This is a genomic window from Azospirillaceae bacterium (assembly GCA_028283825.1).
Lineage (GTDB): Bacteria > Pseudomonadota > Alphaproteobacteria > Azospirillales > Azospirillaceae > Nitrospirillum.
Genome location: JAPWJW010000001.1, coordinates 1,123,118 through 1,146,700 on the forward strand (window position 1 = coordinate 1,123,118; position 23,583 = coordinate 1,146,700).

Genomic DNA, 23,583 nt, shown 5'->3' on the forward strand with positions numbered 1-23,583 from the left:
CTTACCCCACAGCCTTGGCGGCGGTGGTCCGCCGGTGCTGCGCGATCAGGGACGCCACGGCGCAGGACGCCAGGCGCGCCGGCACGCTGTCGGCCCTGCTGGTCAGGATGATGGGGACCCGGGCACCCAGCACGATGCCGGCGGCATCCGCCCCCGCCAGGAAGGTCAGGCTTTTGGCCAGCATGTTTCCGGCCTCCAGATCCGGCACCAGGATGACGTTGGCATGGCCTGCGACGGGGGAGGTCAGGTGCTTGATGGTGGCGGCTTCCGGGCTGATGGCGTTGTCCAGCGCCAGGGGACCGTCCAGGATGGCGCCGGTGATCTGGCCGCGATCCGCCATCTTGCACAGGGCGGCGGCCTCGATGGTCGACGGGATCTTCGGATTGACCGTCTCCACCGCCGACAGGATGGCGACCCGCACTTCGCCGAAGCCCAAGATCAAGGCCAGGTCGATGGCGTTCTGCACGATGTCCACCTTGTCGGCCAGGGTGGGCGTGATGTTGACGGCGGCATCCGTGATGATCAGCGGGTCGGCATGGCCCGGGATATCCATGATGAAGCAGTGGCTGAGGCGGCGGGCCGTGCGCAGGCCGGTCTCGCTCTTGACCACCGCCCCCATCAGCTCATCGGTGTGCAGGCTGCCCTTCATCAGGGTTTCGGCCCGGCCCTCGCGCACCAGTTCCACCGCCCGCTGGGCCGAGGCCACGCTGTGGGCCGTGTCCACGATCTCAAGTCCGCTTATGTCCAGGCTGGACTGGGCGGCCACCGCCTGGATGCGGTCCTTGGGCCCCACCAGGATGGGGGTGATCAGGCCTAGGCGGGCGGCGTCCACCGCCCCCTCCAGCGAGCTCAGGTCGCAGGGGTGGGCCACTGCGGCCAGGGTGGGGCCGGCCTGATGGGCGGCGGCGATCAGCCGCTGGTACTTCTTGTGGGTCACGTGCGCGGATGTGGCCGAACTGTCCATGGGTCTCTCCCGTGTCACTCTTCCAAACGGGACGGGTTCAGGCCGTCCAGGAAATGTAGATGCCGATGTCGCCGGAAATGCCGCCGTCCTTGAAGCTGACCACTTCGGCCGACAGGCCGTAGCCGCGGGGCTTCAGTTCCGCCGACCAGAACTCGTACAGTCCGCGGGCGAACCCCAGCAGCGTGTCCGGCCAGTTGTCTTCCAGCACGTTGATCTTGCGCCCGCCGTCCGCGCACCATTCGCAGGGGAACTGCCCCAGCATCAGCTTCTTCTCGCCGTTCTCGGCCGCGTGCTGGACGCGGGTCATGACGGTGTGGATGAAACCCGGCGTCAGCGTGCGTTCCATGAAGGCCGCACGCTTGGCCTTGTCCTCCTCCTCCTGGACGGACAGCCGCCGGCGGGCCTCATCCGCCCGCGCCGCGGCCTTGCGTTCGATGATGGCGCGGATTTCCGCGGCGGTGGGCAGGGCTATCGGCGCTTCGGCCGTTTGGGACTGCGTGCTCATCAAGGCTCTCCTTCACCGGTGGGGGAGGGGGAACGCGGGGGTTCAGGGGGTGGCACGCTTGCGGGCCGAGGGGCGCGGGGCCGGCTTCGGCGCGGGCGTCGCCTGGAACAGGGCCTCCACCCGGGCGAAGCGTTCGGCCATGGCCGGCGGCAGCGCGTCGCCCGCCGCCATCACGTCGCGCAGCACCCCCAGCGCCCGTTCGCGGGCGGCCGGGTCGGCGGGCAGCAGGTCGGGCAGGCCGGCCAGGGCTGCCTCCGCGTCCCGGTGCAGCAGCAGGTACTGGTCGCGCACCAGGGCCTTGAAACGCTCCAGCGTGATGGCGCCGCCATCGGGGGCCTGCTGGCGGATCTGGCGCAGCAGGGTGAAGCGGCGCTCATCCGCGCCGGCGTGCGGATCGGCCAGGGCGACGTACAGCAGGCCGCGCATCACCGCCTCCACCACCGCCTCCTGCTCCGTCCGGGGGACGATGGGTTCCTCCACCGGGGCGGGCGTCTCCAGCGCGTGGTGTTCCTTCACCTTCGGCTCCAGCCCCAGCATGGATTGCAGGACGGGGGAGCCATAGAGGTTCAGGAACAGGTTCTCCGTCGTGCGGTCGCGCAAATCCTTCCAGGTGTCCAGCGCGTGGACGATGCCGTCGGACACGGCCTCCTGCACCTTCAGGAAGGGGTTGTCGGCCGACACCGGCCGGCGGTGGGTCCGCGCCCCTTCCGCCAGCTTGGCGACCGGCGCCATCAGCGGGTTCTTGTCCGAGAAGATCTCGAACCGCAGACGGTTGGGGTGCAGGCGGCGCAGCAGGGCCGCACTTTCCTCGCTCGACAGGCCCTTCACCACCGGCTGCAGCAGGGTGCGGTACAGCGACTTGTTGATGTCGGACATGCGGGCGACAGCGGCAAAGCGCTGGTCGTCACGGGTGTCGTTGCCGCCCAGTTCGCGGATGTCGTCCAGGCTGCGCCGCTCGAACCGGGTCAGATAGTCGCCGGCCACCAGGTCGGCGTGCGCCACCCCTTCCTTGGGCGTGAACACGGCCTCATACAGGCCCGGCGGCAGGACGTCGATCAGGTCCATGGTCCGGGTGAACTCGTCATGTTCCTTGGTCGCGACCTTGGCGGAGACGAAGATGCCCAGGTGGCCGATGCTCTGGTGCAGGGAATAGACGACGGTCTGGCCGCCGGCCGCCAGGTCGGCGTCGGTGTCGTACAGGTCCAGCAGCCAGTCCAGCGCCTGCTGCGGCGGGGTGATGTCGTCGCCCCAGGAACAGAAGACGATGATGGGCGACTTCACCGCCCGCAGGTCCAGGCGGGTGTCGTCCGACAGCACCATGCCGCCGGTGGACAGGCGGTTGCCCAGGAACAGCTCATCGGTGATGTACTGCATCTCGCCCGCGTTCAGCAGGACGGGGCTGCCCCACCACTTCTCGAATTCCAGGAAGCGCTGGGCCTCGGTGTCCACCTTGGAATAGACGGTGTAGTTCTTCTTCCACAGGGTGTTGGCGGGGTTCATGTTCTCGAAGTTGGCGACCAGCGCCGCGCCGTCGAAGATGCCGTGGCCCAGATCGCCGCTCAGCGTCGTCAGCCAGGTGCCGCCCAGCAGGCCGCCCAGGTAGCGCAGCGGGTTCTTCTCATGCACGCCCGCCCAGTAGGACAGGGGCGCGCCGGCCAGCACGATGGGGCCGACGATGTCGGGCCGCATGGCCGCCATCATCATGATCTGCCAGCCGGCCTGGCAGTTGCCGATCAGGCAGGGCTTGCCCTCGGCGTCCGCATGCAGTTCGCCGACCTTCTCCACGAACGTCGCCTCGGCGCGGCAGACATCCTCCACCGTCTGGCCGGGCACGGGCTCGGGCAGGAAACCCACGAAATAACAGGGGTGGCCGTCGCGCAGGGCCACGCCGATCTCACTGTCGTGCTTCATGCCGCCGATGCCGGGGCCGTGGCCGGCGCGGGGGTCGAAGACGACGAAGGGGCGCTTGTGCGGGTCGGTCACGGTGTCCGCCGGCGGCTGGATGCGCACCAGGCAGTAGTTGACGGGCCGGGGCAGCTGCCGCCCGTCCAGCACCAGTTCGTAACCGAAGCTCAGGACGTTGGGCCAGGGTTCGGCGATGTGCTCGAAATGGTCGTTGCCGCGCTGGCGCAGCACGTCCAGGAATAGCAAGGAGCGCTGGGTCGCGTCCACCCAGTATTCCTGCGCCTGCCGCGCCAGGCCGAGTGCGGGTGCGAAGGCGGCGGTGGGCCAGAGGCCGCCCCACGGCGCGCCCAGGCCACCGATCTTCCCACCGATTTCTTCTTTTTTCTGGGTGGTGGGTGCGGGTTTCTGCGCCGTTGCCGATGGAATCGCCGTGTCCATGCTGCCTCCTTAAGGTCAGTCAAGAATACTGATGGGCGGGACTATATCGGAATAATGTGAAAAGTATGCCACTTCCGGCACGCTTTCCCGTTAGTTCCGCCAATGAACTATCCGGCTTTATTTACCGATGTTTGCGTAATCTGGAATGACTTAGGTCAACTATTGAACGTTTTTGGCTCGACCCTATCCGGGTGCGGCCGTCTGCCGCCCCCGGGGGCCCCGCGTGCGATGCAGCATAATTCAATATCCGCATCAGTGACTTATAAAACCATCTGCCCCTGAGGGCGTAGCCAGGTCGGCTGGATCCGGGGACCGCCGGCGCGATTTTTCCGACGTTACGGCACCTATTAACTGTGAGCCGATGGCGCTTATGGCCGCACGTCCGGGGCCGGCATCCAGCCGCCGCCCAGGGCCTGGGCCAGGGTGATGGCGGCGTCCAGGCGGTCGGCGCGCGACTGTACCAGGGCCAGTTCGGCCGACAGCAGCCCCCGCTCCGCGTCCAGCTGTTCCAGATAGGGGGAATATCCGGCGCGATAGCGGTTGGTGGCGATGGCCAGGGTGCGGGCCAGGGCGTCGCGCTGGCGCAGCAGCGCCTCCTCCTGCTCCGCACTGCGCTGGACGGTGGCCAGCGCGTCCTCCACCTCGCGGAAGGCGGTCAGGGCGGCCTTGCGGTAGCCGAAGGCGGCCGCGTCGCGCCGGGCGGCCGCCGCATCCTCCTGCGCCCGCAGGCGGCCGCTGTCGAACAACGGCGCCAGCACGCCGCCGCCCAGGCTGAAGACGTTGATGGGGTCGGTCAGCAGGCTGGACACCACGGTGCCGCCCACGGCGCTCAGCTGCACGTCGGGCATGAAGGCGGCCCGCGCGGCATCCAGCGAGCGGTCGGCCGCCACCACCTGCTGTTCCGCCTGGGCGATGTCCGGCCGGCGGCGCAGCAGGTCGGACGGCAGGCCGGCGGGCACGGAGGGCGGCGCCAAGGTGGCCAGGTCGGCACCACGCCCGATGGCGCGCGGGTTTCCGCCCAGCAGCAGGCTCAGGCCGTCTTCCTGCCGGGTGATGGCCAGTTGGGTGGCGGGGATCAGCTGGGCCGCCGCCTCATACTCCGCCTGGGCCTGGGCCAGATCCAGCTGGGCGGCGTAGCCTTGCTCCGCCCGCCGCCGGGCCAGGTGCAATGACGCCTCCCGCGCCGCCAGCGTCTGGCGCACCACGTCCAGCCGTGCGTCCAGCGCCCGCAGGCCGATATAGCCGGCGGCGGCCGACGCGGCCACGGCCAGGCGCACATTGTCATGGGCGGCCTGGGTCGCCAGCAGGGCTGCCCGTGCCGCCTCACCGGCATCGGCCAGGCGGCCGAACAGATCCAGGTCATAGGACGCGGTCGCTTCCCATTGGCCGGCGGTCTGCTGCTGGGGCTGGCCGAAGGCGTCGACGTCGCGCTGCCGTCCGCCGGTGGCGGCGAGCGTCACGTTGGGCAGGCGCTGCGCCTCCGCCAGACGGTACTGCGCCCGCGCCTCGGTCACGCGGGATGCCGCCACCATCACGTCGGTGTTGTTGGCCAATGCGGCGTCCACCACGCGGGTCAGGGCCGGATCACCGAAGGCCTGCCACCAGGCGGCGTCCAGACCGCCGCCCGGCGTGTCGGGGCCGCGCCAGGCGGCCGGTGGCGCCACGTCCGTGGTCAGGGGCGCTTCCGGCCGGGGGCCGCTGCACGCGGCTAGAAGCAGCAAGAGGGCGGCATAACGCTTCATCGTTTCGAATCCGTATCAACCCGCGTTTCCACCGACATGCCGGGCCGCAGGCGGTCGGCCAGGGGCTGGTTCGGGTTGATGGCGATGCGCACGCCGATGCGCTGCGGCACCTTGATGAAGTTGCCGGTGGCGTTGTCGGGTTTCAGCACCGCGAATTCCGATCCCGCCGCCGGCGACAGGGTTTCCACCGTGCCCGCCAGTTCGGCACCCGACAGGGCGTCGACGGTGAAGCGCACCGGCTGGCCGGGCGCCATGCGGGCGGTCTGCGCCTCCTTATAGTTGGCGATGATCCAGCGGTCGGCGGGCACCAGCGACAGGAACTGGGTGCCGTTGGTGACGTACTGGCCCAGGCGCACGCCCACCTCCCCCACCTGGCCGTCCTCGGGTGCGTAAATCACCGTATGCTCCAGGTCGATCTCCGCCAGGGTCAGCTGTGCGGCCGCCGCCTCCACCTGGGCTTCCAGGCCGCCCCGGCCCACGTCCACCGTGCGCACGTCCTGGTGCGCGATCTCACCGCTGGCCTCGGCCTGGCGCACCTGCGCCTCGGCCTGGGCCAGGGCCGCCTGGGTCTGGTCGCGTTCGCGGATGGAGACGGAACCGTCGCGCACCAGATCCATCACGCGGGCCATGTCGGCCTTGGCGCGTTGCAGTTGGGCCCGCGCGTTGGCCAGGTTGGCCGTCTGGCCCTGCACGGCGGCGCTGCGGGCGGCGTGGGCCTGTTCGCTGTTGGCCAAGGCGGCGCGCTGGGCCGACAGGGTGGCGCGGGCCTGGTCCACCCGCGCCCTGTAGATACGGTCGTCGATGCGGGCCAGCACCTGGCCGGCGTGCACATGGGCATAGTCGCCGATCTCGACGGCCACGACGTAACCGCTGACCTGCGGGGCGATCACCGTGGTGCGGCCCCGGATATAGGCGTTCTCCGTCGCCTCCACCGTGCCGGCGAAGGGCGGCAGGCGCCAAGCCGCCAGCAGGGCCGCCACGGCCCCCAGCGTCAAGGCGACGATGACCAGCACCACGGCCACGCTGTGGCGGGGTGGGTGCCAATGGTGATGGGCGGTTTGCGCGTCCGACGCTGTCATGGGCGGCTTCTCCGGCCAAGGGTGGTGATCAGGGTGGCGTAGCCGACATACAGGGCCGTGCCGACGGCCAGCGCCGCCACGAACAGGAAGACATCGTTGAAGGCCAGCACGCTGGCCTCGCGCGCCATGGCCTGGCCCAGCAGGCCGCCGCCTTGTGCCGTCCGCAGGGCAGCGTCGGGCAGGGCGCCGGCCAGGGCGGATGTGCCGGCCGCCAGGCGCTGCACCACCTGGGGGTCGGCCGCGATCAGATGTTCCGACAGGGTCTGGGCGTGCCAGTGGGTGGCCGCCACCTGCAAACTGCCCAGCAGGGCCGATCCCGCCAGGCCGCCCACGTTCTGGGTGATGCTGAACAGCACCATGAAGGTGACCAGATGGTCCGGCCCCTGCCGCACCATGCGCAGGAAACCCAGCACCAGGGCCGGCCCGATGAACAGGGTGGTGCCGAAGGCGATCAGCGCCTGGCTGAGGTACAGTTCCGGCGGCCGGGTCAGGTTGGTGGCGTCGCTGTCCAGCCAGGCACCCGCCGCAATGATCAGGCCGGCGGCCATCACCTGGAAGGGCAGGCGCTTTTCGGACAGGGTCAGGGCCGCCGTCGCCGTGCCGCCCAGCATGGCCAGGACGACGAAGCCGAACAGGGTGCGCAACTGGTCGTTGGTCAGGCCGCCCGCCGTCAGCAGGCCGACCGCGCCATAGGTCTGCTCCGCCAGCGCCACCCGCACCAGCAATGCCGCCGCCGCGAACCGCGCCATGTCCAGGGTGGTCAGCCAGCGCACCTGCACCAGCGGCGTGGCCCGATAGCGTTCGATCAGCCAGGCGGTGGCGAACAGCGGCACCGCCGCCGCCAGGGCCCAGCCCAGCCAGGCGGTGTCCGTCCACCACAGCAGCCGGCCTTGTCCCAGCACGCCGCAGACCAGCACCAGGCCCGGCAGCAGCAGGCCGATGGTGACGAAATCCAGGGGGCGGAAGGCGGGGCTGCGCTCACTGGGTGGCAGGGGCAGGGCGGTGATGGCCGCCAGCACCGCCAGCGCCAGCCCGATCTCCATCAGGTGCAGCCCCTGCCATTCCTGCAAAGCCAGCATCTCCACCGGTACCAGGCGGGCCAGCGGCGTGCCCAGCTGGGTCAAGCCGATGCCGATGACCAGCGCCAGGGGCCGCAGCCGGACGGGGAAGGCCTGCAGCAGGTTGTAGACCGTCATGGTGGTCAGGCCGGCGGCGGTCATGCCGCTGACGCAGCGGATGACCACGGCCGCCGCGAAGCCCGGATGGATGAATTGCAGCAGGCCGGCGGCCAGGTAGGCCAGCAGCAGGGCGCGGGTGACGGCGGGAATCCCGAACTGCTGGCGCGCCCGCACCAGCGTCAGGTTGGCACCGGCGTTGAAGGCGACATACAGCGCCGGCAGCCAGCTGGCCTGGTCGATATAGACGCCCAGCGCGCCCGTCAGGTTGGCCAGGTTGACGTTGACCAGGGCGTTGCCCAGCGTGGCGGTGACGCCCACCAGCACAGCCACCGCGGCGTACCCCAGCCGCCGGAGTGTCGGATGGCTGGGGGCCGCTGGCGACCCGGGAAAGGCCGGCCGCTCATTGGGGGCGAACTGGTAATCCTGATCGGTGGACGCGCTCATGCCGAGGCCCCGCCTGAGGTTCGCAACTGCCTCAGCATCAAGGCGGTATCCAGGTGCAGACGGTAGTCGACGATCCAGCCCCGGTCCCACCGGCATACCGCCAGGCGCAACACATTAAACGGCCGGCGCAACGATGCCGGGTCCGGGTCTTCGCCTTGGGGGGGCGAGGGCGCGCCGTGGGCGGTGCCGGTCAGCCGCGCGATGGAACAGCTGTGCAGGCCGTCATGGCTGCTGAACAGCTCGACATAGGGGGTGGTGTGCAACCGGGCGTCGGGGAAGGTGCTGCAAAAGCCCATGACCTGTTCGATATGCTGGCGCTTGCCCACCGGGCCGAAATCGCCATCGCCATGGGCGGTCATGGCCTCATCCAGGAACTCGGCGTAGTCGTCCCACCGCCGCTCGTTCCAGGCGCGATCAAGGGCCCGCATCCGATCCAGCGTGCGGCGTACGGCCATGTCATGCCGGCGCCTTGGCGCGTGATGTCCCAACCCAGCACCCCATCTTCCGCCCCCTCCGGCAGCCACGGGGCCAATGGTAGGAAGGGGCGGGTGCCGGGCGGTAGTGAGGACAGCCGCGCTTACTGTTATATGCGCGGCATTTGAACGTGACCGTTCAAAATGCCGCCCCTCAAGCGCCGGGCGCGACCATCCGGTCGCTTGGCTTCCTCAGTTTCCAGTCCACTGCGTTCCCCGGAAACTTCCGGCGGACGCCGTCGCGTCCTACAGCGGCACGAGCCACTCGTGCCGCTGCTGGTATTAGCCGGCGTGGCTGCCCGCCCGCGGGGCGGGACGCAGCCGGTCCAGCAGGGCGCGGAAGCCCGCTCGTTCCCGCCAGACGTCGAACCGGGAATCGGTGCGCAGCCAGACGGTGGACAGTTCCCGCCGGTCGATGGCGCGGTTCAGCGCCGCCAGGCCCTGCACCTCATCATTCAGGGATGCCGCCAGGGTGGCGTGGGCGAAGGCGGTGGCCCCGCCGGTGTCGCCCGCCGCCAGCAGGCGCCAGCCCCGCTCCGGCTCGCCCAACCAGGCCTTGATCTCGGCCTGGGCGAACATCAGGTCGGGATGCCGTGCCGTCGCCTGGCCCACGGCGGCCAGCAGCGCGCCAGCGGCCGCCGCCTCCTGCGTGAAGATGTGGGCCAGCGCGCGATAGACCAGCACCTCCGCCGGCGCCTGTTCCATTGGGGCGGGCGCCTGGGTCAGCAGGGCGAAACGGCGCGCCTGGTAATGGCAGGCGGCCTCCGCGATGTCCTGCTGCACTGAGAAAGGCTCGATCGCCCGGGCCTGGCGGAACAAATGCTCCGCCTCGTCATGGCGTTCGAAGATGGTCAGGAGCGTGCCGTACAGCCGGGCCGCACGGGCGTGGTCGCCCAGGCGCAGGGCCTGGCGGAAGTCGGCCTCCGCCCCTTCCGCGTCCCGGTCCAGCCAGGCGGTGATGGTGGCGCGGGCCGCGTGCGCCTCCACCGACTGCGGGTCGGCCACCAGGGCGCGGCGCACGGCGGCCTGGGCCGTGGCTTTCGCGGTGGCATGATCGATCAGGCCCAGGCGGAACAGGTCGCACTGGCAATCGGCGATGCCGGAATGGCCGCGGGCGTAGTCGGGGGCGGTGTCGGCCACCCGCTGGAATATCTCCTGCGCCTCATAAAGCGACGCCGGCGTCTGATGGTCCAGCAGCTGGCGGGCGCGGTAGACGCGGGCGTGCGCCTCCAGCAGCAAGGGTGCCGGGCCGACGCGGGCGGCGCGCATGGCGGAATTGTCCAGGCGCACGCGGCTCAGCACCGTGGCGGCGATGCGTTCCTGCAAGCGCATGCGTTCATGGTCGGGCGCGTCGAACCGGTCGGACCAGACGACGAAACCCTGGGGGTTCGATACCTCCACCGTCACGCGCAGGGTGTGGTCCTGCCGCCGCACCGTGCCTTGCAGCACGGCGTCCACGCCCAGTTCCCGGGCCAGCGTGGGAAGGGAATAGCCCTTGTCCTGCGCCTGGAAGGCGACACTGCGCGAGGTGACGCGCAGGCCCTGGGCGCGGCCCAGCGCGTAGATCAGCTCATCCGTCAGGCCGTCGGCGAAGCTTTCCTCATCCCCGCCGCGGCTGAGCGCCCGCAGGGGCATGACGGCCACGGCCGCACCGGGGCCCTGCGTGAACAGGGCGGCCGGGGGCGTGGCGTCGACCGTGACCACGGCCGGCGCGTCGTTCGCGCCGAACACCGGCACATACCCCCCGGTCGGCAGGGTGACGACCACGGGATCGTGCCGACCGGGTCCGGCGTAGTGCTCCTCCAGCTTGCGGCGCAGGCGCCGGGCCTCCACCCGCACGGTGCTGTCGATGCGGGGATCATAGGGCGGTTCGCGGCCGTAGATGGCATTGCCGATCACCGCCTCTTTCAGCGCGCTTCCGCGGCCGTCCAGCGTCTCCTCCACGACGAAGCGCAGGAAGGTCAGCAGCCGTTCCGAACCGGCGAAGACCGGGCTGGTGCACAGCCGGTCGATCTGTTCGCGCACAGCCCAGGGCGATGGCGTGTCCAAACGCGTTCCTCAAAAGTCAGAAAAGGGGAATGGCTGCCGGGATGGGCCCGGTCGTTGCGCAATTTATGCGGGCGCGGGGGCGGCCCGGTCAAGGCGGGGCGGTGATATGGCGCGGGCCTAACGGTTAGCTGTGATGGCGCTAACGGGGGTGCTGCGTTCCGGGCGGCTGCCACCCCCGGTGGTCACCAGGCGGACAGCCGCGCCACCGGGTGCGACCCGGCCGGTGGCACGCTGATACTGGTTTCCGTGGGCGCCGGAAAAGGCGTTGTCGCGGGGACCAGGATGCACGGCATGAAGAAGACGAAGGTTATCATCGCGGGCGCGGGGCCTGTCGGCACGGTCGCGGCCTATTACCTTGCCCGCCACGGGATTGAGGTGGTGTTGCTGGAGGCGGGCCCGGACTGCGCCATGGACCTGCGCGCCTCCACCCTGCACCCGCCGACCCTGGAGATGCTGGACACCCTGGGCATCACCCCGACCCTGCTGGAACGCGGCCTGAAGGCGCCGGTCTACCAGTTCCGCGACCGGGGCAGCGGCGATGTCTATGCCTTCGATATGTCGGAACTGTCGGACATCACGCGTTATCCCTTCCGCGTTCAATGTGAGCAGTACCATTTGTCCCGCCTGCTGGCGACCAAGCTGGAGAACGAGCCGAACGCGGAGGTGCTGTTCAACCACCGCCTGGTGCATTTCGAACAGGACGCCGACGGCGTGACGGTGACGGCGGAGACGCCCATCAGCCTGGAAAAGGTGCGGGGCGACTACCTGATCGGCGCCGACGGCGCCAGTAGCCTGGTGCGCAAGTGGCTGGGCGTGGAGTTCGACGGGTTCACGTATCCGGAAAAGTTCCTGTGCCTGACGACGGAAACCCCGCTGGAGCAGTACATCGACGGCCTGTGCCACGTGAACTACGTGTCGGACGCCACCGAATGGCTGGTGCTGCTGCGGGTGCCGTCGCTGTGGCGCATCCTGGTGCCGGCGGGCGATGTCTCGGACCTGGCGCTGGTGTCGGATGAGAAGAAGAACGCGGTGTTCGGCGGGCTGATCGGCCTGACGGATGAGGTCAAGACCCACCACCGCACCATCTATCGCGTGCATCAGCGGGTGGCGCAGTCGTTCCGCCAGGACCGGGTGATGATCATCGGCGACGCCGCGCACCTGAACAACCCGATCGGCGGCTTCGGCATGAACAGCGGCATCCACGATGCCTTCAACCTGTGCGCCAAGCTGGTCGCGGCTTACAACGGGGGCGACGCCGACGCGCTGCTGTCGCGGTTCGACCGTCAGCGGCGGACGGTGACGCACGACTTCACCCAGGCGCAGACCATCAAGAACATGGAGTTCATGCGGGAAGGCCAGGCGGCCGGCCATCGCAAGCGCCATGCGGAGATGGAACGGCTGGTCAACGACCCCGTCGCCCGCCGCCAGTACCTGATCACCCAGTCCATGTTCGGCAGCCTGAAACAGGAAGAGGGCATCGCCTGATCCAGAACCGCCACCCTGTCCTTGCGACGCGTTAGCCGTTCGCGGCTAACGCCTCTTTCCCCCGGATGGTGGTATGCTCCACCCGGGGATCGGGGCACGTTGGGGGACGGGGCGATGGACATTCCGTGGATACAGATGTCGGGCGCCATGGCGGGGGGCGTCGTCGGCGGCTTTTCCGGTTTCATCGCCAACACCTTCCACGATTTGCGCGCCCGGCGCCGGGCCAAGCGCAACATCGCCTGCGCCCTGATCGGTGAGATCGGCGCCCTGTCCCAGCATATCGAGGAAAACTACCTCTCCATGCTGCGGGCCGACCTGCCGGTGGCGGGCCAGGACCTGGAATTGCCCGCCGTCCTGCACCATCATTTCCGGGGCGATCGCGACTACATGCCGGTTTTCCGTTCCCTGGGCGGTGCGGTGGGCCTGCTGTCCACGCCCCTGCCGCGCGAACTGGTGTCCTGGTACACCAGCCTGGCGGCCGGCCTGGAACGGGCCCGCGCCCTGCACGAACTGTCGGGCCAGCGCGATCCGGAGATGGTGGCCTTCGCCGTGCGCCTGGCACGGCTTCAGGATGCGTCCTTCATTGATCTATTGGCGCGATCCCGGACCCTTCTGGCCCGTTTGGGCGAAGTGTGAAACGGGCGGGTGTCAGAACAGTTCGGCGTGTCCAAAGGGACCACGTTCGCCAATCGCGCGTATTTCCATAAATTTTTTTTAGTCGTGGAAACCGGTGACTTCGGCTTACGGTCAAACCGTTCCCTATGTCGAGAGTTTTGGCAGACTCATCAATCGTGATACGGGGGCGGACCTCATCCAATAATGGATGAAATGCCGAAGGCAGGTTCGCACCCCGCATAAAAGGAACAAACGGGACAGCGGTGTCCCCGGCGATGGACCCATCCGATGGGATGGTGTCCAAAGCCTTCCTTTTTGCCCGGTCGCCCCTATCATGTGGGTGGGCGTCGAAAAGTGGAGATGACGGGCATGGACCGCCGTTCTGTTTTCAAATCGCTTGCCGGCCTGGCGGCCTTGGGTGCCGCCCCGTCGGCCGCCACGGGTGCGGTGATTGGCAAGCACACCATCCTGGACCCCGGCCTCAACCCCGAAAGCCTGCCCCAACCGGCGCTGACCGGCGGCTTGGCCTTCCTGACGGTGGCCGAGGCGCGCACCGTGGGCGCCGTGTTCGACCGGCTGATCCCGGCCGATGAGTTGAGCGTGGGCGCCACCCAGGCGGGCTGTGTGGAATTCCTGGATCGCCAATTGGCCGGCGATTACGGCCGGGCGGCGACGCAATACCGCCAGGGGCCCTTCGTCAAGGGCACGCCGCAGCAGGGGCCGCAGTTCCAGCAGACGCCGGCGGAACGCTACCGTGCCGGCCTGGCGGCGCTGGACGCCTATTGCGCCCAGGCCCAGGGCAAGGCCTTCGCCGATCTGACACCTGACCAGCAGGACGCCCTGCTGACGGATATGGAGGGCGGCAAGGTCGACTTGGGCGGCACGGACGCCAAGGCCTTTTTCGAGCTGATGTTGCAGAACGTGCGCGAAGGCTATTTCGCCGACCCGATGTACGGCGGCAACAAGGACATGGCGGGCTGGAAGCTGGTGGGCTTTCCCGGCGCCCGCTACGACTATCGTGACGTGATCGGCAAGCGCGGCCAGAAGCTGGACCTGCCGCCGGTCAGCCTGCTGGACCGCGGTTAGGCCCGCAACCGCATCCTCCCAACACGAACGACCGGCGCGGCTACGGGCGGCGCCTGAAGGTGGAATCATGGCACAACAACGGGCGCGTGTGGACGCCGTCATCGTCGGCCTGGGCTGGGCCGGTTCCCTGATGGCGGAGGAATTGACGCGGGCGGGCTTGACGGTGGTGGCCCTGGAACGGGGCGCCTGGCGCGACACCACCACGGATTTCCCGCCGGCGGTGGATACCGATGAACTGCGCTGGTCCACCCGTCGCGGCATGCTCCAGCCCCAGGCGGTGGAGACGCTGACCTTCCGCAACCGGCCGGACCAAGGCGCACTCCCCTTGCGCGACTGGAACTGTTTCCAGTTCGGCTGGAACGTGGGCGGGGCGGGCACCCACTGGAACGGCATGACCTGGCGGTTCAAGCCCTATGATTTCCAGCCCCATACCCTGACGCGCCGCCGTTATGGCGACAAGAAGCTGGCCGACGGCCTGCAGGTCCAGGACTGGGGCGTCAGCTATGATGACCTGGAACCTTTCTACGACCGGTTCGAACGGCTGGCCGGCACCTCGGGCAAAGCCGGCAACATCCAGGGCCAGGCGCAGCCGGGCGGCAACCCGTTCGAGGGGCCGCGCCAGCGCGACTACCCCCTGCCGCCGCTACAGCGCACCCGTGCCTGCGACCTGTTCGATGCCGGGGCCGCCAAGCTGGGCCTGCATTCCTTCCCCGTGCCGGCGGGCAACACCTCGGGCGCCTACGTCAACCCGCTGGGCGTCCATATGGCGCCCTGCACCTATTGCGGCTATTGCGAGTTCTTCGGCTGCGGCAACTGGTCGAAGTCCAGCCCCCAGGCTTGCATCCTGCCGGCGCTTAAGCGCCGCCCCAACTTCAGCGTCCTGACACAGTCTGAGGTGCTGAAGGTCAATTTGGCGGCGGACAAGAAGACGGCCACCGGCGTCACCTTTATCGATGCCGCCGGCCGCCTGTGGGAACAGCCGGCCGATATCGTCGTCATCTCCGCCTACCAGATGGACAATGTGCGGCTGATGCTGCTGTCGGGCATCGGCAAGCCGTATGACCGCGCCAGCGGCACCGGCGTGGTGGGGCGCAACTACGCCTATCAGACCATCTCCGGCGCCAGTGTGTTTTTCGAGGATGAGCACCTGAACCCCTTCATCGGGGCGGGCGCCCTGGCGCAGGCGGTGGACGACTACAACTCCGACAATTTCGACCACACGCACCACGATTTCATCGGCGGTGCCAACATGCTGATCCATTCCACCAACGGCCGGCCCATCGGCATGGGTGGGGCGGTGCCGCCGGGCACGCCGCGCTGGGGCAGCGATTGGAAGAAGGCCTACCGCGACAGCTACCAGAACAGCAATTCCGTCTATTGCCAGGGCACCAGCTACGGCCATCGCGACGTCTACCTGGACCTGGACCCCACCTACACCGACCGCCACGGCATGCCGCTGCTGCGCGTGACCTTCGACTGGAATGAGAACGACGCCAGGATGGCGCACTTCATCGCCGACCGGGCGGTGGAGATGGGCCACGCCATGGGCGCCAAGGTCGTTTCGCGGTTCGAGCCGACGGCCAAGGCCTTCAGCCCCATGGACCAGTTGTCGTCCCACACCACCGGCGGTGCCGTCATGGGCGCCGACCCGACCACCAGCGCCCTGAACCCGTATCTGCAAAGCTGGGACGTGCACAACGTCTTCGTGGCCGGCGCCTCCTGCTTTGCCAATAACGGCGGCTGTAACCCCACGGGCACGGTGGCCGCCACCACCCTATGGGCGGCGCACGCCATCAAGGAACAGTACCTGAAGAACCCGGGCCCCCTGGTGAAGGCGTGATGGCCATGCGCAAGAAGACGATCCTGGGGTTGGGCCTGCCCTTGCTGGCCATCGCCGTGGCGGCGGGCGGCTTGCTGTACCGCGCCAATGATGCCGCCCGCGACCGCGTGGCGGATGATAGGCTGAAGACGGCGGACGCCGCCCCGCCGGATGCCGCCGCCATCCAGCGCGGTGCCTATGTCGCGGCCACGGCCGATTGCGCCGCCTGTCACACGGCGCCGGGCTCGGCCCAGGCCTTCGCGGGCGGCTATCCGCTGAAGACGCCGTTCGGCGTGCTGATCTCCAGCAACATCACGCCGGACCGGGAAACCGGCATCGGCGACTGGACGGAACGCGACTTCTTCCGCGCCGTCCGCCATGGGCAAAGCCCGCACGGGCCCCTCTACGCCGCCATGCCCTACAACGCCTATGTCAAGCTGACCGACCAGGACATGCACGACCTGTGGGCCTATATGCGCAGCCAGGCGCCGGTGCATAACCACATCGTCAGCAACCAGTTGCCCTTCCCCTTCAACATCCGCCTGCTGAACCTGGGCTGGAACCTGCTGTTCTTCGACAACCATCCCTTCCAGCCCAAGGGCGAGCAGTCGGCGGAATGGAACCGGGGTGCCTATCTGGTCGATGGGCCCGGCCATTGCGCCGCCTGCCACACTGCCAAGAACCCGCTGGGTGGTGACAGCAGCGCCTATCTGCAGGGCGGTCCCCTGCAAGGTTGGTACGCGCCGGAGATCGCCAACAACCCCCATGTCGGCCTGGGCGCCTGGACGGTGCCGGAAATCGCCCAGTACCTGAAGACGGGCAGCAACGGCCGGGCCGTCGCCTCCGGCCCGATGGCGGAGGCGGTGGAGAATTCCACCCAACACCTGACCGACGCCGACCTGGTCGCCATCGCCACATATCTGCGCACCGTGCCGGGATCCAACACCCAGGCGCCGGGGCCGCTGGCGGCGGATGACGCCCGCATGCGGCGCGGCGCCCAGGTCTACGCTGTCAATTGCAGCGCCTGCCATGAGGGCCGGGGCCAGGGCGTGGCGGACATGGTCACCGGTTTCGCCGGCAACCCGGCGGTGCAGTCCGCCAACCCCGACAGCCTGGTGCAGACCCTGCTGAAGGGCGGGCGTGGGGCGGTGACCGAGGCTAACCCGACGGGTGCCGGCATGCCGGCCTTCGGCTGGAAGCTGAACGACGCCGATGCTGCGGCGGTGCTGACCTTCATCCGCAACAGCTGGGGCAACGCCGCCGCCCCCGTGACCGCCGATCAGGTGGCCGCCACCCGGGCCGCGCTGGGGGCCCCGGCGGTGGTGAAGTAAGCGTTTTTAAAAGACGAAAACGGTTCAGTAATGCCCAGGCCCGCGTCATGCGCGGGGTGGGCATTCTTTTTGTGTTGGGGAATCGACGTTTTGTTGAATGCCTTGACTTGAGTGCATCCGCATGCGGGTGGGTAAAAGTTAATAAATTTCAAAATAATCCGTTTCAGTCCAGCTCTCTATAGAGATTAGCTGCGCGCCATCTTGATAAAGATCAAATCTAAAATTTTAGGAATATTTCGAGCGCGGGAAAGCCTGGCACCTTGCCCCGGCATAGGTCATGCTTAGATGAAAGTGGTAGGATAAACGGCGAAGCACGCTGTTTGGGGAATGTTCATGGGCTATGGGGGCCTATGAATCTCTTTTAGATCATGTAGTTGATCCTAATCGCTCGACGGATTTGGCCTGGGCTAACTCTTCGGAGATATGCGGCTAGGTCTAGGTCGTTGGCGATAAATTAACCTTTATGGCCTAGAACTTCACATCGGGACGCACTACAAATCCGCAGCTCATTTTAAAAGGGTATATTACGTGACCCCGATCCATGATTCAGCTTTGCGTGTTGTTAGCGATACCAACGCTCCAGCCGGCATCCATGATGATGCCCTGGGCCGGGTGCTGTCGGTGCTGGCGGCGCAAGGTCAGATGGCGCCGGGGGCCCTGGGCCGGGCGCAGGCGGCGGGCGGCCGGGTGGACCGGCGGCTGGTGGATCTGGGCCTGGTGTCCGAAGACCATATGGCGGCGGCCTACGCCCGGGCCCTGGGCCTGGCGCTGTGGCCGGCCGACCATCTGCCCGAGGCCGCGGTCATGGTGGACACGGCCAATCTGGGTTTTCTTAAGACCAACCAGATGCTGCCGCTGACCGCCGACGGGGCGGAGGCGGTATTCGCCATGGCCGATCCGCTGGACCGCCAGGCGCTGGGGGCGGCGTCCTTCCTGGCCGGCCGGCCGGTGCGGGCGGTGGTCATGACCGGCACCGCCATCGCCGCCGCCTTGGACCGGCTGTACGAGGTGGGGAACCCCACCGCCAACGACGACGACCTGCCCGACCTGCTGGAGGGCGATGCCGAGCGCCTGCGCGATCTCGCCAGCGAGGGGCCGGTGGTGCGCCTGGTGGGCAACGCCATCCAGGCGGCCCTGGCGGCCGGCGCCACCGACATCCATGTCGAGCCCATGGCCGACCGGCTGGTGGTCCGTCACCGCGTCGACGGCATCCTGCGTGAGGCGGAGGTGCTGCCCCGCCGTGTGGCCCCCGGCATGATCACCCGCATCAAGGTGATGGCGGGCCTGGACATCGGTGAACGCCGCCTGCCGCAGGACGGCCGCATCCGCCAGACCCTGCAGGGCCGCGAGATCGATTTCCGTGTTTCCACCACCCCCACCGTGCATGGCGAGGATGTGGTGATGCGCATCCTGGACCAGCAGACGGCCGGCGGCACCTTGGACACGCTGGGCCTGCCGGCCGACGTGGCGGGCCCGCTGGCCGCCGAACTGAACCGGCCGCACGGCATCGTGCTGGTGACCGGCCCCACCGGCAGCGGCAAGACCACCACCCTGTACGCCGGCCTGCGCGGCATGGACGCGGTCCGCCGCAAGATCCTCACCGTGGAGGATCCGGTGGAATATCTGCTGGACGGGGTGAACCAGACGCAGGTGAAGCCCGGCATCGGCCTGACCTTCGCCCACGCCCTGCGCAGCTTCCTGCGCCAGGACCCGGACGTGATCCTGGTGGGTGAGATGCGCGATGCGGAAACCACCAAGGTGGCGGTGCAGGCGGCCCTGACCGGCCACCTGGTGCTGTCCACCCTGCACACCAACGATGCGGCCGGTGCGGTGCCGCGGCTGGTGGACATGGGGGTGGACCCCTATCTGCTGGCCTCCACCCTGAACGGGGTGCTGGCGCAGCGGCTGGTGCGCACGCTGTGCCCCAGTTGCCGCCAGCCCTATGCCCTGTCGGCGGACGCGGCGGTGGCCCTGGGCCTGCCGGCGAAGATGGTGACGGTGTACCGGGCGGTGGGGTGCGCGGCCTGCAACGGCACGGGCTATCGCGGCCGCATGGCCATCGCCGAATGGCTGCCGGTGAACGACCAGGTGCGGGCGCTGGTGCGCCGGGGCGCCTCGATCGGCGGAGATCGAGGCGGCGGCGGTGGCCACCGGCGGCATGGTGCCGCTGTACCAGGACGGCCTGTCCCGCGTGCTGGACGGCGACACCACGCCCGAAGAAATCCTGCGCGTCACCAAGGCGGATTAAGTGGCGGATTGAGATGATGATGGCCAGTTTCACCTACCGATCCGTCGACGCCGAAGGCCGCGCCCGTCGTGGCACCATTGAGGCGGCCAACCGCAGCAGTGCCGTGGACCAATTGATGCAGCGCGGCCTGACGCCGCTGTCGCTGCGTGAGGCCGGGGCCAGGAAAGGCCTCAGCCTGGGCCGTGGCCGCGACCTGAACCGGGCCGAACGGCTGTCTTTCGTGCGTGACTTGGCCAACCTGGTGTCCGCCGGTTTCGCGCTGGAGCCCGCCTTGGGCCTGGTGGCGGACCAGATGCCGCGCCCGGCCTCCGCCGCATTGGTGGGCCGCCTGCGCGAACGGGTGCGGGCCGGTGAAGGCCTGGCCGCCGCCCTGTCGGCCCACGCCACCGTCTTCCCGCCGGAGTTCGTCGGCCTGGTCGCGGCGGGTGAGCAGGGCGGGTCGCTGGCCGCCGCCCTGGGCCACCTGGCGGTTCTGGAGGAAGAGCGCACCCATTTCCGCCAGCGCCTGATCAGCGCCATGGTCTATCCCGCCTTGATCGCGCTGCTGACCCTGGCGGCGCTGGCGCTGATGGCGGGATATGTCCTGCCGCAATTCCAGGATCTGTTCGCGGGCAGCAAGGCCAAGCTGCCGGCCGCCACGGCCGCCGTTCTGGCCATCGGTGATTTTCTGGGCAATTTCGGTCCCGGCATCGTGGCCGGCGTGGTCCTGACCCTGCTGCTGATGGCCCGGGCCTACCGTCAGCCCGACATGCGCCTGCGCATGGACCGGGTGTTGCTGGCGGCCACGGGGCCGCTGGGCCGGTTGATCGGCGATGCCCAGCTGGCGCTCTACACCCGGACCCTGGCCAGCCTGCTCAGCGGCGGCGTGCCGCTGGCGGCGGGCCTGGCGACGGCCGGTGGTTGCCTGTCCAACCGCGCCCTGGCGGGGGCGGCCGACCGGGTGCGCATCGCCGTGCGCGGCGGCAGCGACCTCAGCACGGCGGTGCAGGGCGAGCCTTTGTTTCCCCGCCGCCTGTCGCGCATGCTGGCCATGGCCGAACAGACCGCCAGCCTGCCGCAAGCCCTGCTGGATCTATCGAAAGTGTTGGAGCGTGAGAGGGGTCTAGCACTGGATAGGGCCTTGTCTTTGGTGACGCCCGTCCTAACCCTTGTTCTCGGCGGCATGGTCGGTGGGATCTTCGCCGCCCTGATCGCGGGGATCCTCAGCCTGAATGACATCGCCATCTGACAAGACCGACCTGAACCGTCCTGACCGTCGCCGAACCGCAGGCTTCACCCTGGTGGAGGTGCTGGTCGTCCTGGTGATCATCGGCCTGCTGGGCCTGCTGGTGGCACCCAACCTGGTGGCCCGCTTGGGAAAAGCCAAGGGCGAGGCGGCGCAGGCCCAGATCAACACCCTGGTCGCCGCCGTCGACCTGTTTTACGTCGATGTCGGCCGTTACCCCACCAGCCAGGAAGGGCTGGAGGCGCTGATGACGGCCCCGGCTGGCGACGCCAACTGGCGTGGCCCCTACCTGCGCAAGCGTCAGGCCCTGATCGACCCCTGGGGCAACCCCTATCGCTACAAGGCGCCGGGCGACCACGGCGCCTATGACCTTTTCAGCTACGGCAGCGACAACGCCCCGGGCGGCGAGGGCGACGCCCGCGACGTCACCAGTTGGTAGGCGCGGCCCGCGTGCGCGCCGGTTTCACCCTGGTGGAAACCCTGGTGGTGCTGGTGATCCTGGGCATCCTGGGGGCCGCCTTGGCCGTCGGCATCCAGGACCGGTTGCCGGGCCTGCGCTTCAGCGCCGCGGTCGGCGCGCTGGAGGAGGAGCTGCGCAACCGCCAGGTGGAGGCGATGGTGACCGGCCGGCCGGTCGTCTTTTCCCTGGCCGACCTCGGCCATCCCGACCGGGGGGCCGCCGGCCGCCGCCTGCGGCGCATCGCCGCCGTGCGGCTTCGCATCGATGGTGCCGACGCCACCCATCCCGGCCAGGTGGTGTTCCTGCCCGGCGGCTGGTCGCCCGGCGCCCAGGTTCAGTTGGTCCAGGACGGCCGCAACGCCACCGTGCGGGTGGACTGGCCCCTCGGCACCGTGCATCGGGAGTAGGGGGCATGCCGTCTTTACCCAGGCCGTCTGGCGTCGCCGGTTTCACCCTGCTGGAAATGCTGATCGCGCTGGCCATCTTCGGCCTGGGCACCGCCTTGCTGATGCAATCCGCCTGGTCGGGGGCCTGGGCGGCGCGCCAGGCCTGGACCGAGACGGCGGCGCTGCGCCTGGCCCAGTCGGCCGCGGCGGAGGCCGGCGTCGCGCGGCCTATCACGCAAGGGGTGCTGGACTTCACCGAAGAGGGATTGCCCTACCGTGTCAAAATTGTGCCCCTTGGCGTTTCCGGAACCGGTGACCTGGACTTTCGGGTAGAGGTTCGGGCATCGCCCCCCGCCAGCAACCCGGATGCCGCCATTGCGGCGGGCGGATCGGCGGGCCCTGTTCTGGCGACCGTGACCAACCGATCCGTGGCGGACAACACGCGATGACGGCAACAGCCAGGCCCCCGATGATGATGCGCCGTGACGCGGATCGGGGGAGCACAGGCTGTGAGGGTTGCCAAGCGGGCATGACATTGGTCGAGGCGCTGGTGGCCCTGGCCCTGTTGGGCATGCTGGCCATGGCCGCCGTGGGCCTGCTTCCCCTGATGAACCGGATGGCCGACCGCAGCGGTGCCCTGCAACGCCAGGCGGCCGATTTGGGCCGGGTGCACGACTTCACCCGTTTCCTGGTGGCCAACGCGCTGGGCCTGGGTGACCTGGGCACGGCCGGCCCTGACATGGCGCCGCTGGCGCATGAGCCGGGCCGGCTGGAGGTGGTGGCACCCCTGCCGGCCGGCCTGGGTACCGGCGGCCTCTACCGCATCGCGCTGACCGTGGAGGGGGCGCCCGGCCACCAGTCCTTGCAGCTGCATGTCGCCGCCCTGCGGCCGGACGGGCCGCCGGCCGCCGACGGCGTGCTGATCGCGGGCGCCAGCCGCATCGCCTGGTCCTATTTCGATGCGGCAACCCATGCCTGGGTCGATCGCTGGTCCGATCCCGACACGGCGCCGGCCCTGGTGCGCCTGGATGTGGAGATGCCGGACGCCGGCCGGTGGCCGCCCATGATCGCGGCACCGCTGGTGCGCGGCGGCGCCCTCTGTTCCTTCGACACCGTGCTGGGCGCCTGCCGCCCCGGGGGGGTGTGATGACCCCGGCCCGCCGTTTCAAGCGCCTGCTGGTGCGGACCATGGACGGCCTGGTCGATGGCGTGGCGGCGGCCTTGCCGCGCCGCTTGTGCGCTTTGTTGGGCCTGGCGGTGCCGGCCTTTGCCTTGCCGCCGGGCGGCACCGGCGTGACGGTGGGGACGGAGGCGGGGCCGGTGCGCCTGGTGCTTGATCCGCAGGACGTGCTGGCCGTGGACGTGCCCTTGCCCAAGGGCGGGCTGATGGCCGGCATGGTCGATGCCCGGGGATTCGTGGAGATGCAGGCCCATCGTTTCATGCCGATGCGCCCCGACCTGCTGGCTTGGGATGTGGTCATCCTGGAAAACGCGGACGGGAAAAAGGGCGATGGCGTCGCCCGGGTGCACATGGTGCGGCGATCGGTGCTGTCGGCGGCGCAGGCCACGGCGGCGCGCATGGGCCTTCAGGTCCGGGGCGTGACGGCGGCGGTGGCGGTGGGGCCGCCGCCGGAGTTCCTGCGTTTCGACCGGGCACGCGTGCGGCGCCGCGCGGTGGCCGTGGCGGTGGCCGCTTGCCTGTTCTGGCTGGCCCTGCCCATCCCCTTGGTTATCGCCATCCGGGTGCTGGACCGACAGACGGCGACGGTCGAGGCCACCTTGGCCGCGGTCGCCAAGGATGCGCGGGGCGTGCAGGACATGCGCGACCGCATCGCCTTCCTGGCCCCCGATGCCGCCGCCACCGCCGTCCTGCTGGCGCAGCCGGGGCGGGGCCAGGTGCTGGACGAACTGGCCTACACCCTGCCGGATACGGTGTGGGTGCGGGACCTGGTCGTGCGGCCCGGTGGCATCGAGGTGCAGGGCCGCGCGGCCGATTTGGCCGACGTGCTGGCGCGGATGCGTGCCGCCAGCCCCTTCACCGATGCCCATTTCGTGGAACCGGCGCAGGTGGCACCCGCCCCGACGCCCCCCGGCATCATGCCGAAGGACTTCACCCTGGCGTTCTCCCTGGTCGGCGGGGGGGACTGACCC

Annotated in this window: 20 protein-coding genes; 12 read left to right on the forward strand and 8 right to left on the reverse strand. The window is 69.1% G+C overall.

The window, feature by feature from the left end:
• Window position 1: 1 nt before the first annotated feature.
• The 8 genes from PW843_04525 to PW843_04560 all read right to left on the reverse strand — a co-directional run bounded on the left by PW843_04525 (window position 2) and on the right by PW843_04560 (window position 10,777).
• Window positions 2-964 (reverse strand): phosphate acetyltransferase, encoded by a 963-nt coding sequence (locus tag PW843_04525; GenBank protein MDE1145872.1) that lies wholly within the window; start codon window positions 962-964, stop codon window positions 2-4.
• A gap of 37 nt (window positions 965-1,001) precedes the next feature.
• Complete coding sequence (locus tag PW843_04530) at window positions 1,002-1,469, reverse strand: hypothetical protein (protein MDE1145873.1); 468 nt, start codon at window positions 1,467-1,469, stop codon at window positions 1,002-1,004.
• A 42-nt stretch (window positions 1,470-1,511) separates the two neighbouring features.
• On the reverse strand, window positions 1,512-3,812 hold the full coding sequence (locus tag PW843_04535) for a DUF3141 domain-containing protein (protein MDE1145874.1): 2,301 nt from the start codon (window positions 3,810-3,812) through the stop codon (window positions 1,512-1,514).
• Between the two features lie 368 nt (window positions 3,813-4,180).
• On the reverse strand, window positions 4,181-5,554 hold the full coding sequence (locus tag PW843_04540; protein ID MDE1145875.1) for an efflux transporter outer membrane subunit: 1,374 nt from the start codon (window positions 5,552-5,554) through the stop codon (window positions 4,181-4,183).
• A complete protein-coding gene (locus PW843_04545) occupies window positions 5,551-6,633 on the reverse strand; it encodes an HlyD family secretion protein (protein ID MDE1145876.1) in 1,083 nt (360 codons plus the stop codon). Before PW843_04545 ends, PW843_04540 begins: the two co-directional genes overlap by 4 nt.
• A complete protein-coding gene (locus tag PW843_04550; protein MDE1145877.1) occupies window positions 6,630-8,255 on the reverse strand; it encodes an MFS transporter in 1,626 nt (541 codons plus the stop codon). The genes PW843_04545 and PW843_04550 overlap by 4 nt, the downstream gene beginning before the upstream one ends.
• On the reverse strand, window positions 8,252-8,710 hold the full coding sequence (locus PW843_04555; GenBank protein MDE1145878.1) for an ester cyclase: 459 nt from the start codon (window positions 8,708-8,710) through the stop codon (window positions 8,252-8,254). Before PW843_04555 ends, PW843_04550 begins: the two co-directional genes overlap by 4 nt.
• Window positions 8,711-9,010: 300 nt before the next feature.
• On the reverse strand, window positions 9,011-10,777 hold the full coding sequence (locus tag PW843_04560) for a hypothetical protein (protein ID MDE1145879.1): 1,767 nt from the start codon (window positions 10,775-10,777) through the stop codon (window positions 9,011-9,013).
• Between the two features lie 291 nt (window positions 10,778-11,068).
• Here PW843_04560 and PW843_04565 point away from each other — a divergent pair, with 291 nt between their 5' ends.
• From PW843_04565 to PW843_04620, 12 genes are all read left to right on the forward strand, one after another.
• Entirely contained in the window at window positions 11,069-12,262 is a 1,194-nt protein-coding gene (locus PW843_04565; GenBank protein ID MDE1145880.1) for an NAD(P)/FAD-dependent oxidoreductase, read from the forward strand.
• A 114-nt stretch (window positions 12,263-12,376) separates the two neighbouring features.
• A complete protein-coding gene (locus tag PW843_04570) occupies window positions 12,377-12,898 on the forward strand; it encodes a hypothetical protein (protein ID MDE1145881.1) in 522 nt (173 codons plus the stop codon).
• A gap of 348 nt (window positions 12,899-13,246) precedes the next feature.
• Entirely contained in the window at window positions 13,247-13,963 is a 717-nt protein-coding gene (locus PW843_04575; protein ID MDE1145882.1) for a gluconate 2-dehydrogenase subunit 3 family protein, read from the forward strand.
• Window positions 13,964-14,030: 67 nt separating this feature from the next.
• Complete coding sequence (locus PW843_04580; protein ID MDE1145883.1) at window positions 14,031-15,803, forward strand: GMC family oxidoreductase; 1,773 nt, start codon at window positions 14,031-14,033, stop codon at window positions 15,801-15,803.
• A 5-nt stretch (window positions 15,804-15,808) separates the two neighbouring features.
• Complete coding sequence (locus PW843_04585) at window positions 15,809-17,113, forward strand: cytochrome c (protein ID MDE1145884.1); 1,305 nt, start codon at window positions 15,809-15,811, stop codon at window positions 17,111-17,113.
• Window positions 17,114-17,665: 552 nt separating this feature from the next.
• Window positions 17,666-19,378: a GspE/PulE family protein gene (locus PW843_04590; protein MDE1145885.1), complete on the forward strand. Its 1,713-nt coding sequence runs from the start codon at window positions 17,666-17,668 to the stop codon at window positions 19,376-19,378.
• Window positions 19,375-20,589, forward strand: a complete 1,215-nt coding sequence (locus PW843_04595; protein MDE1145886.1) for a type II secretion system F family protein — start codon at window positions 19,375-19,377, stop codon at window positions 20,587-20,589. Before PW843_04590 ends, PW843_04595 begins: the two co-directional genes overlap by 4 nt.
• Window positions 20,573-21,025, forward strand: coding sequence for a type II secretion system major pseudopilin GspG (gspG, locus tag PW843_04600; GenBank protein MDE1145887.1), 453 nt, complete (start codon window positions 20,573-20,575; stop codon window positions 21,023-21,025). Before PW843_04595 ends, gspG begins: the two co-directional genes overlap by 17 nt.
• Before the next feature lie 11 nt (window positions 21,026-21,036).
• Entirely contained in the window at window positions 21,037-21,453 is a 417-nt protein-coding gene (locus PW843_04605; protein MDE1145888.1) for a prepilin-type N-terminal cleavage/methylation domain-containing protein, read from the forward strand.
• 5 nt (window positions 21,454-21,458) lie between these two features.
• Window positions 21,459-21,881: a type II secretion system protein gene (locus tag PW843_04610; protein MDE1145889.1), complete on the forward strand. Its 423-nt coding sequence runs from the start codon at window positions 21,459-21,461 to the stop codon at window positions 21,879-21,881.
• Between the two features lie 26 nt (window positions 21,882-21,907).
• Window positions 21,908-22,579 (forward strand): prepilin-type N-terminal cleavage/methylation domain-containing protein, encoded by a 672-nt coding sequence (locus PW843_04615; protein ID MDE1145890.1) that lies wholly within the window; start codon window positions 21,908-21,910, stop codon window positions 22,577-22,579.
• Entirely contained in the window at window positions 22,579-23,580 is a 1,002-nt protein-coding gene (locus PW843_04620; GenBank protein MDE1145891.1) for a PilN domain-containing protein, read from the forward strand. The genes PW843_04615 and PW843_04620 overlap by 1 nt, the downstream gene beginning before the upstream one ends.
• Window positions 23,581-23,583 lie beyond the last annotated feature (3 nt).

Bases quoted from the DNA above. Each gene is read 5' to 3' on its own strand.
- PW843_04580 (MDE1145883.1), top strand. From the start codon at position 14,031: ATGGCACAACAACGGGCGCGTGTGGACGCCGTCATCGTCGGCCTGGGC.
- PW843_04550 (MDE1145877.1), bottom strand. From the start codon at position 8,255: ATGAGCGCGTCCACCGATCAGGATTACCAGTTCGCCCCCAATGAGCGG.
- PW843_04555 (MDE1145878.1), bottom strand. From the start codon at position 8,710: ATGGCCGTACGCCGCACGCTGGATCGGATGCGGGCCCTTGATCGCGCC.
- PW843_04535 (MDE1145874.1), bottom strand. From the start codon at position 3,812: ATGGACACGGCGATTCCATCGGCAACGGCGCAGAAACCCGCACCCACC.
- PW843_04545 (MDE1145876.1), bottom strand. From the start codon at position 6,633: ATGACAGCGTCGGACGCGCAAACCGCCCATCACCATTGGCACCCACCC.
- PW843_04575 (MDE1145882.1), top strand. From the start codon at position 13,247: ATGGACCGCCGTTCTGTTTTCAAATCGCTTGCCGGCCTGGCGGCCTTG.
- gspG (MDE1145887.1), top strand. From the start codon at position 20,573: ATGACATCGCCATCTGACAAGACCGACCTGAACCGTCCTGACCGTCGC.
- PW843_04610 (MDE1145889.1), top strand. From the start codon at position 21,459: ATGCCGTCTTTACCCAGGCCGTCTGGCGTCGCCGGTTTCACCCTGCTG.
- PW843_04615 (MDE1145890.1), top strand. From the start codon at position 21,908: ATGCGCCGTGACGCGGATCGGGGGAGCACAGGCTGTGAGGGTTGCCAA.
- PW843_04525 (MDE1145872.1), bottom strand. From the start codon at position 964: ATGGACAGTTCGGCCACATCCGCGCACGTGACCCACAAGAAGTACCAG.
- PW843_04565 (MDE1145880.1), top strand. From the start codon at position 11,069: ATGAAGAAGACGAAGGTTATCATCGCGGGCGCGGGGCCTGTCGGCACG.
- PW843_04595 (MDE1145886.1), top strand. From the start codon at position 19,375: ATGATGATGGCCAGTTTCACCTACCGATCCGTCGACGCCGAAGGCCGC.
- PW843_04530 (MDE1145873.1), bottom strand. From the start codon at position 1,469: ATGAGCACGCAGTCCCAAACGGCCGAAGCGCCGATAGCCCTGCCCACC.
- PW843_04620 (MDE1145891.1), top strand. From the start codon at position 22,579: ATGACCCCGGCCCGCCGTTTCAAGCGCCTGCTGGTGCGGACCATGGAC.
- PW843_04570 (MDE1145881.1), top strand. From the start codon at position 12,377: ATGGACATTCCGTGGATACAGATGTCGGGCGCCATGGCGGGGGGCGTC.
- PW843_04585 (MDE1145884.1), top strand. From the start codon at position 15,809: ATGCGCAAGAAGACGATCCTGGGGTTGGGCCTGCCCTTGCTGGCCATC.
- PW843_04540 (MDE1145875.1), bottom strand. From the start codon at position 5,554: ATGAAGCGTTATGCCGCCCTCTTGCTGCTTCTAGCCGCGTGCAGCGGC.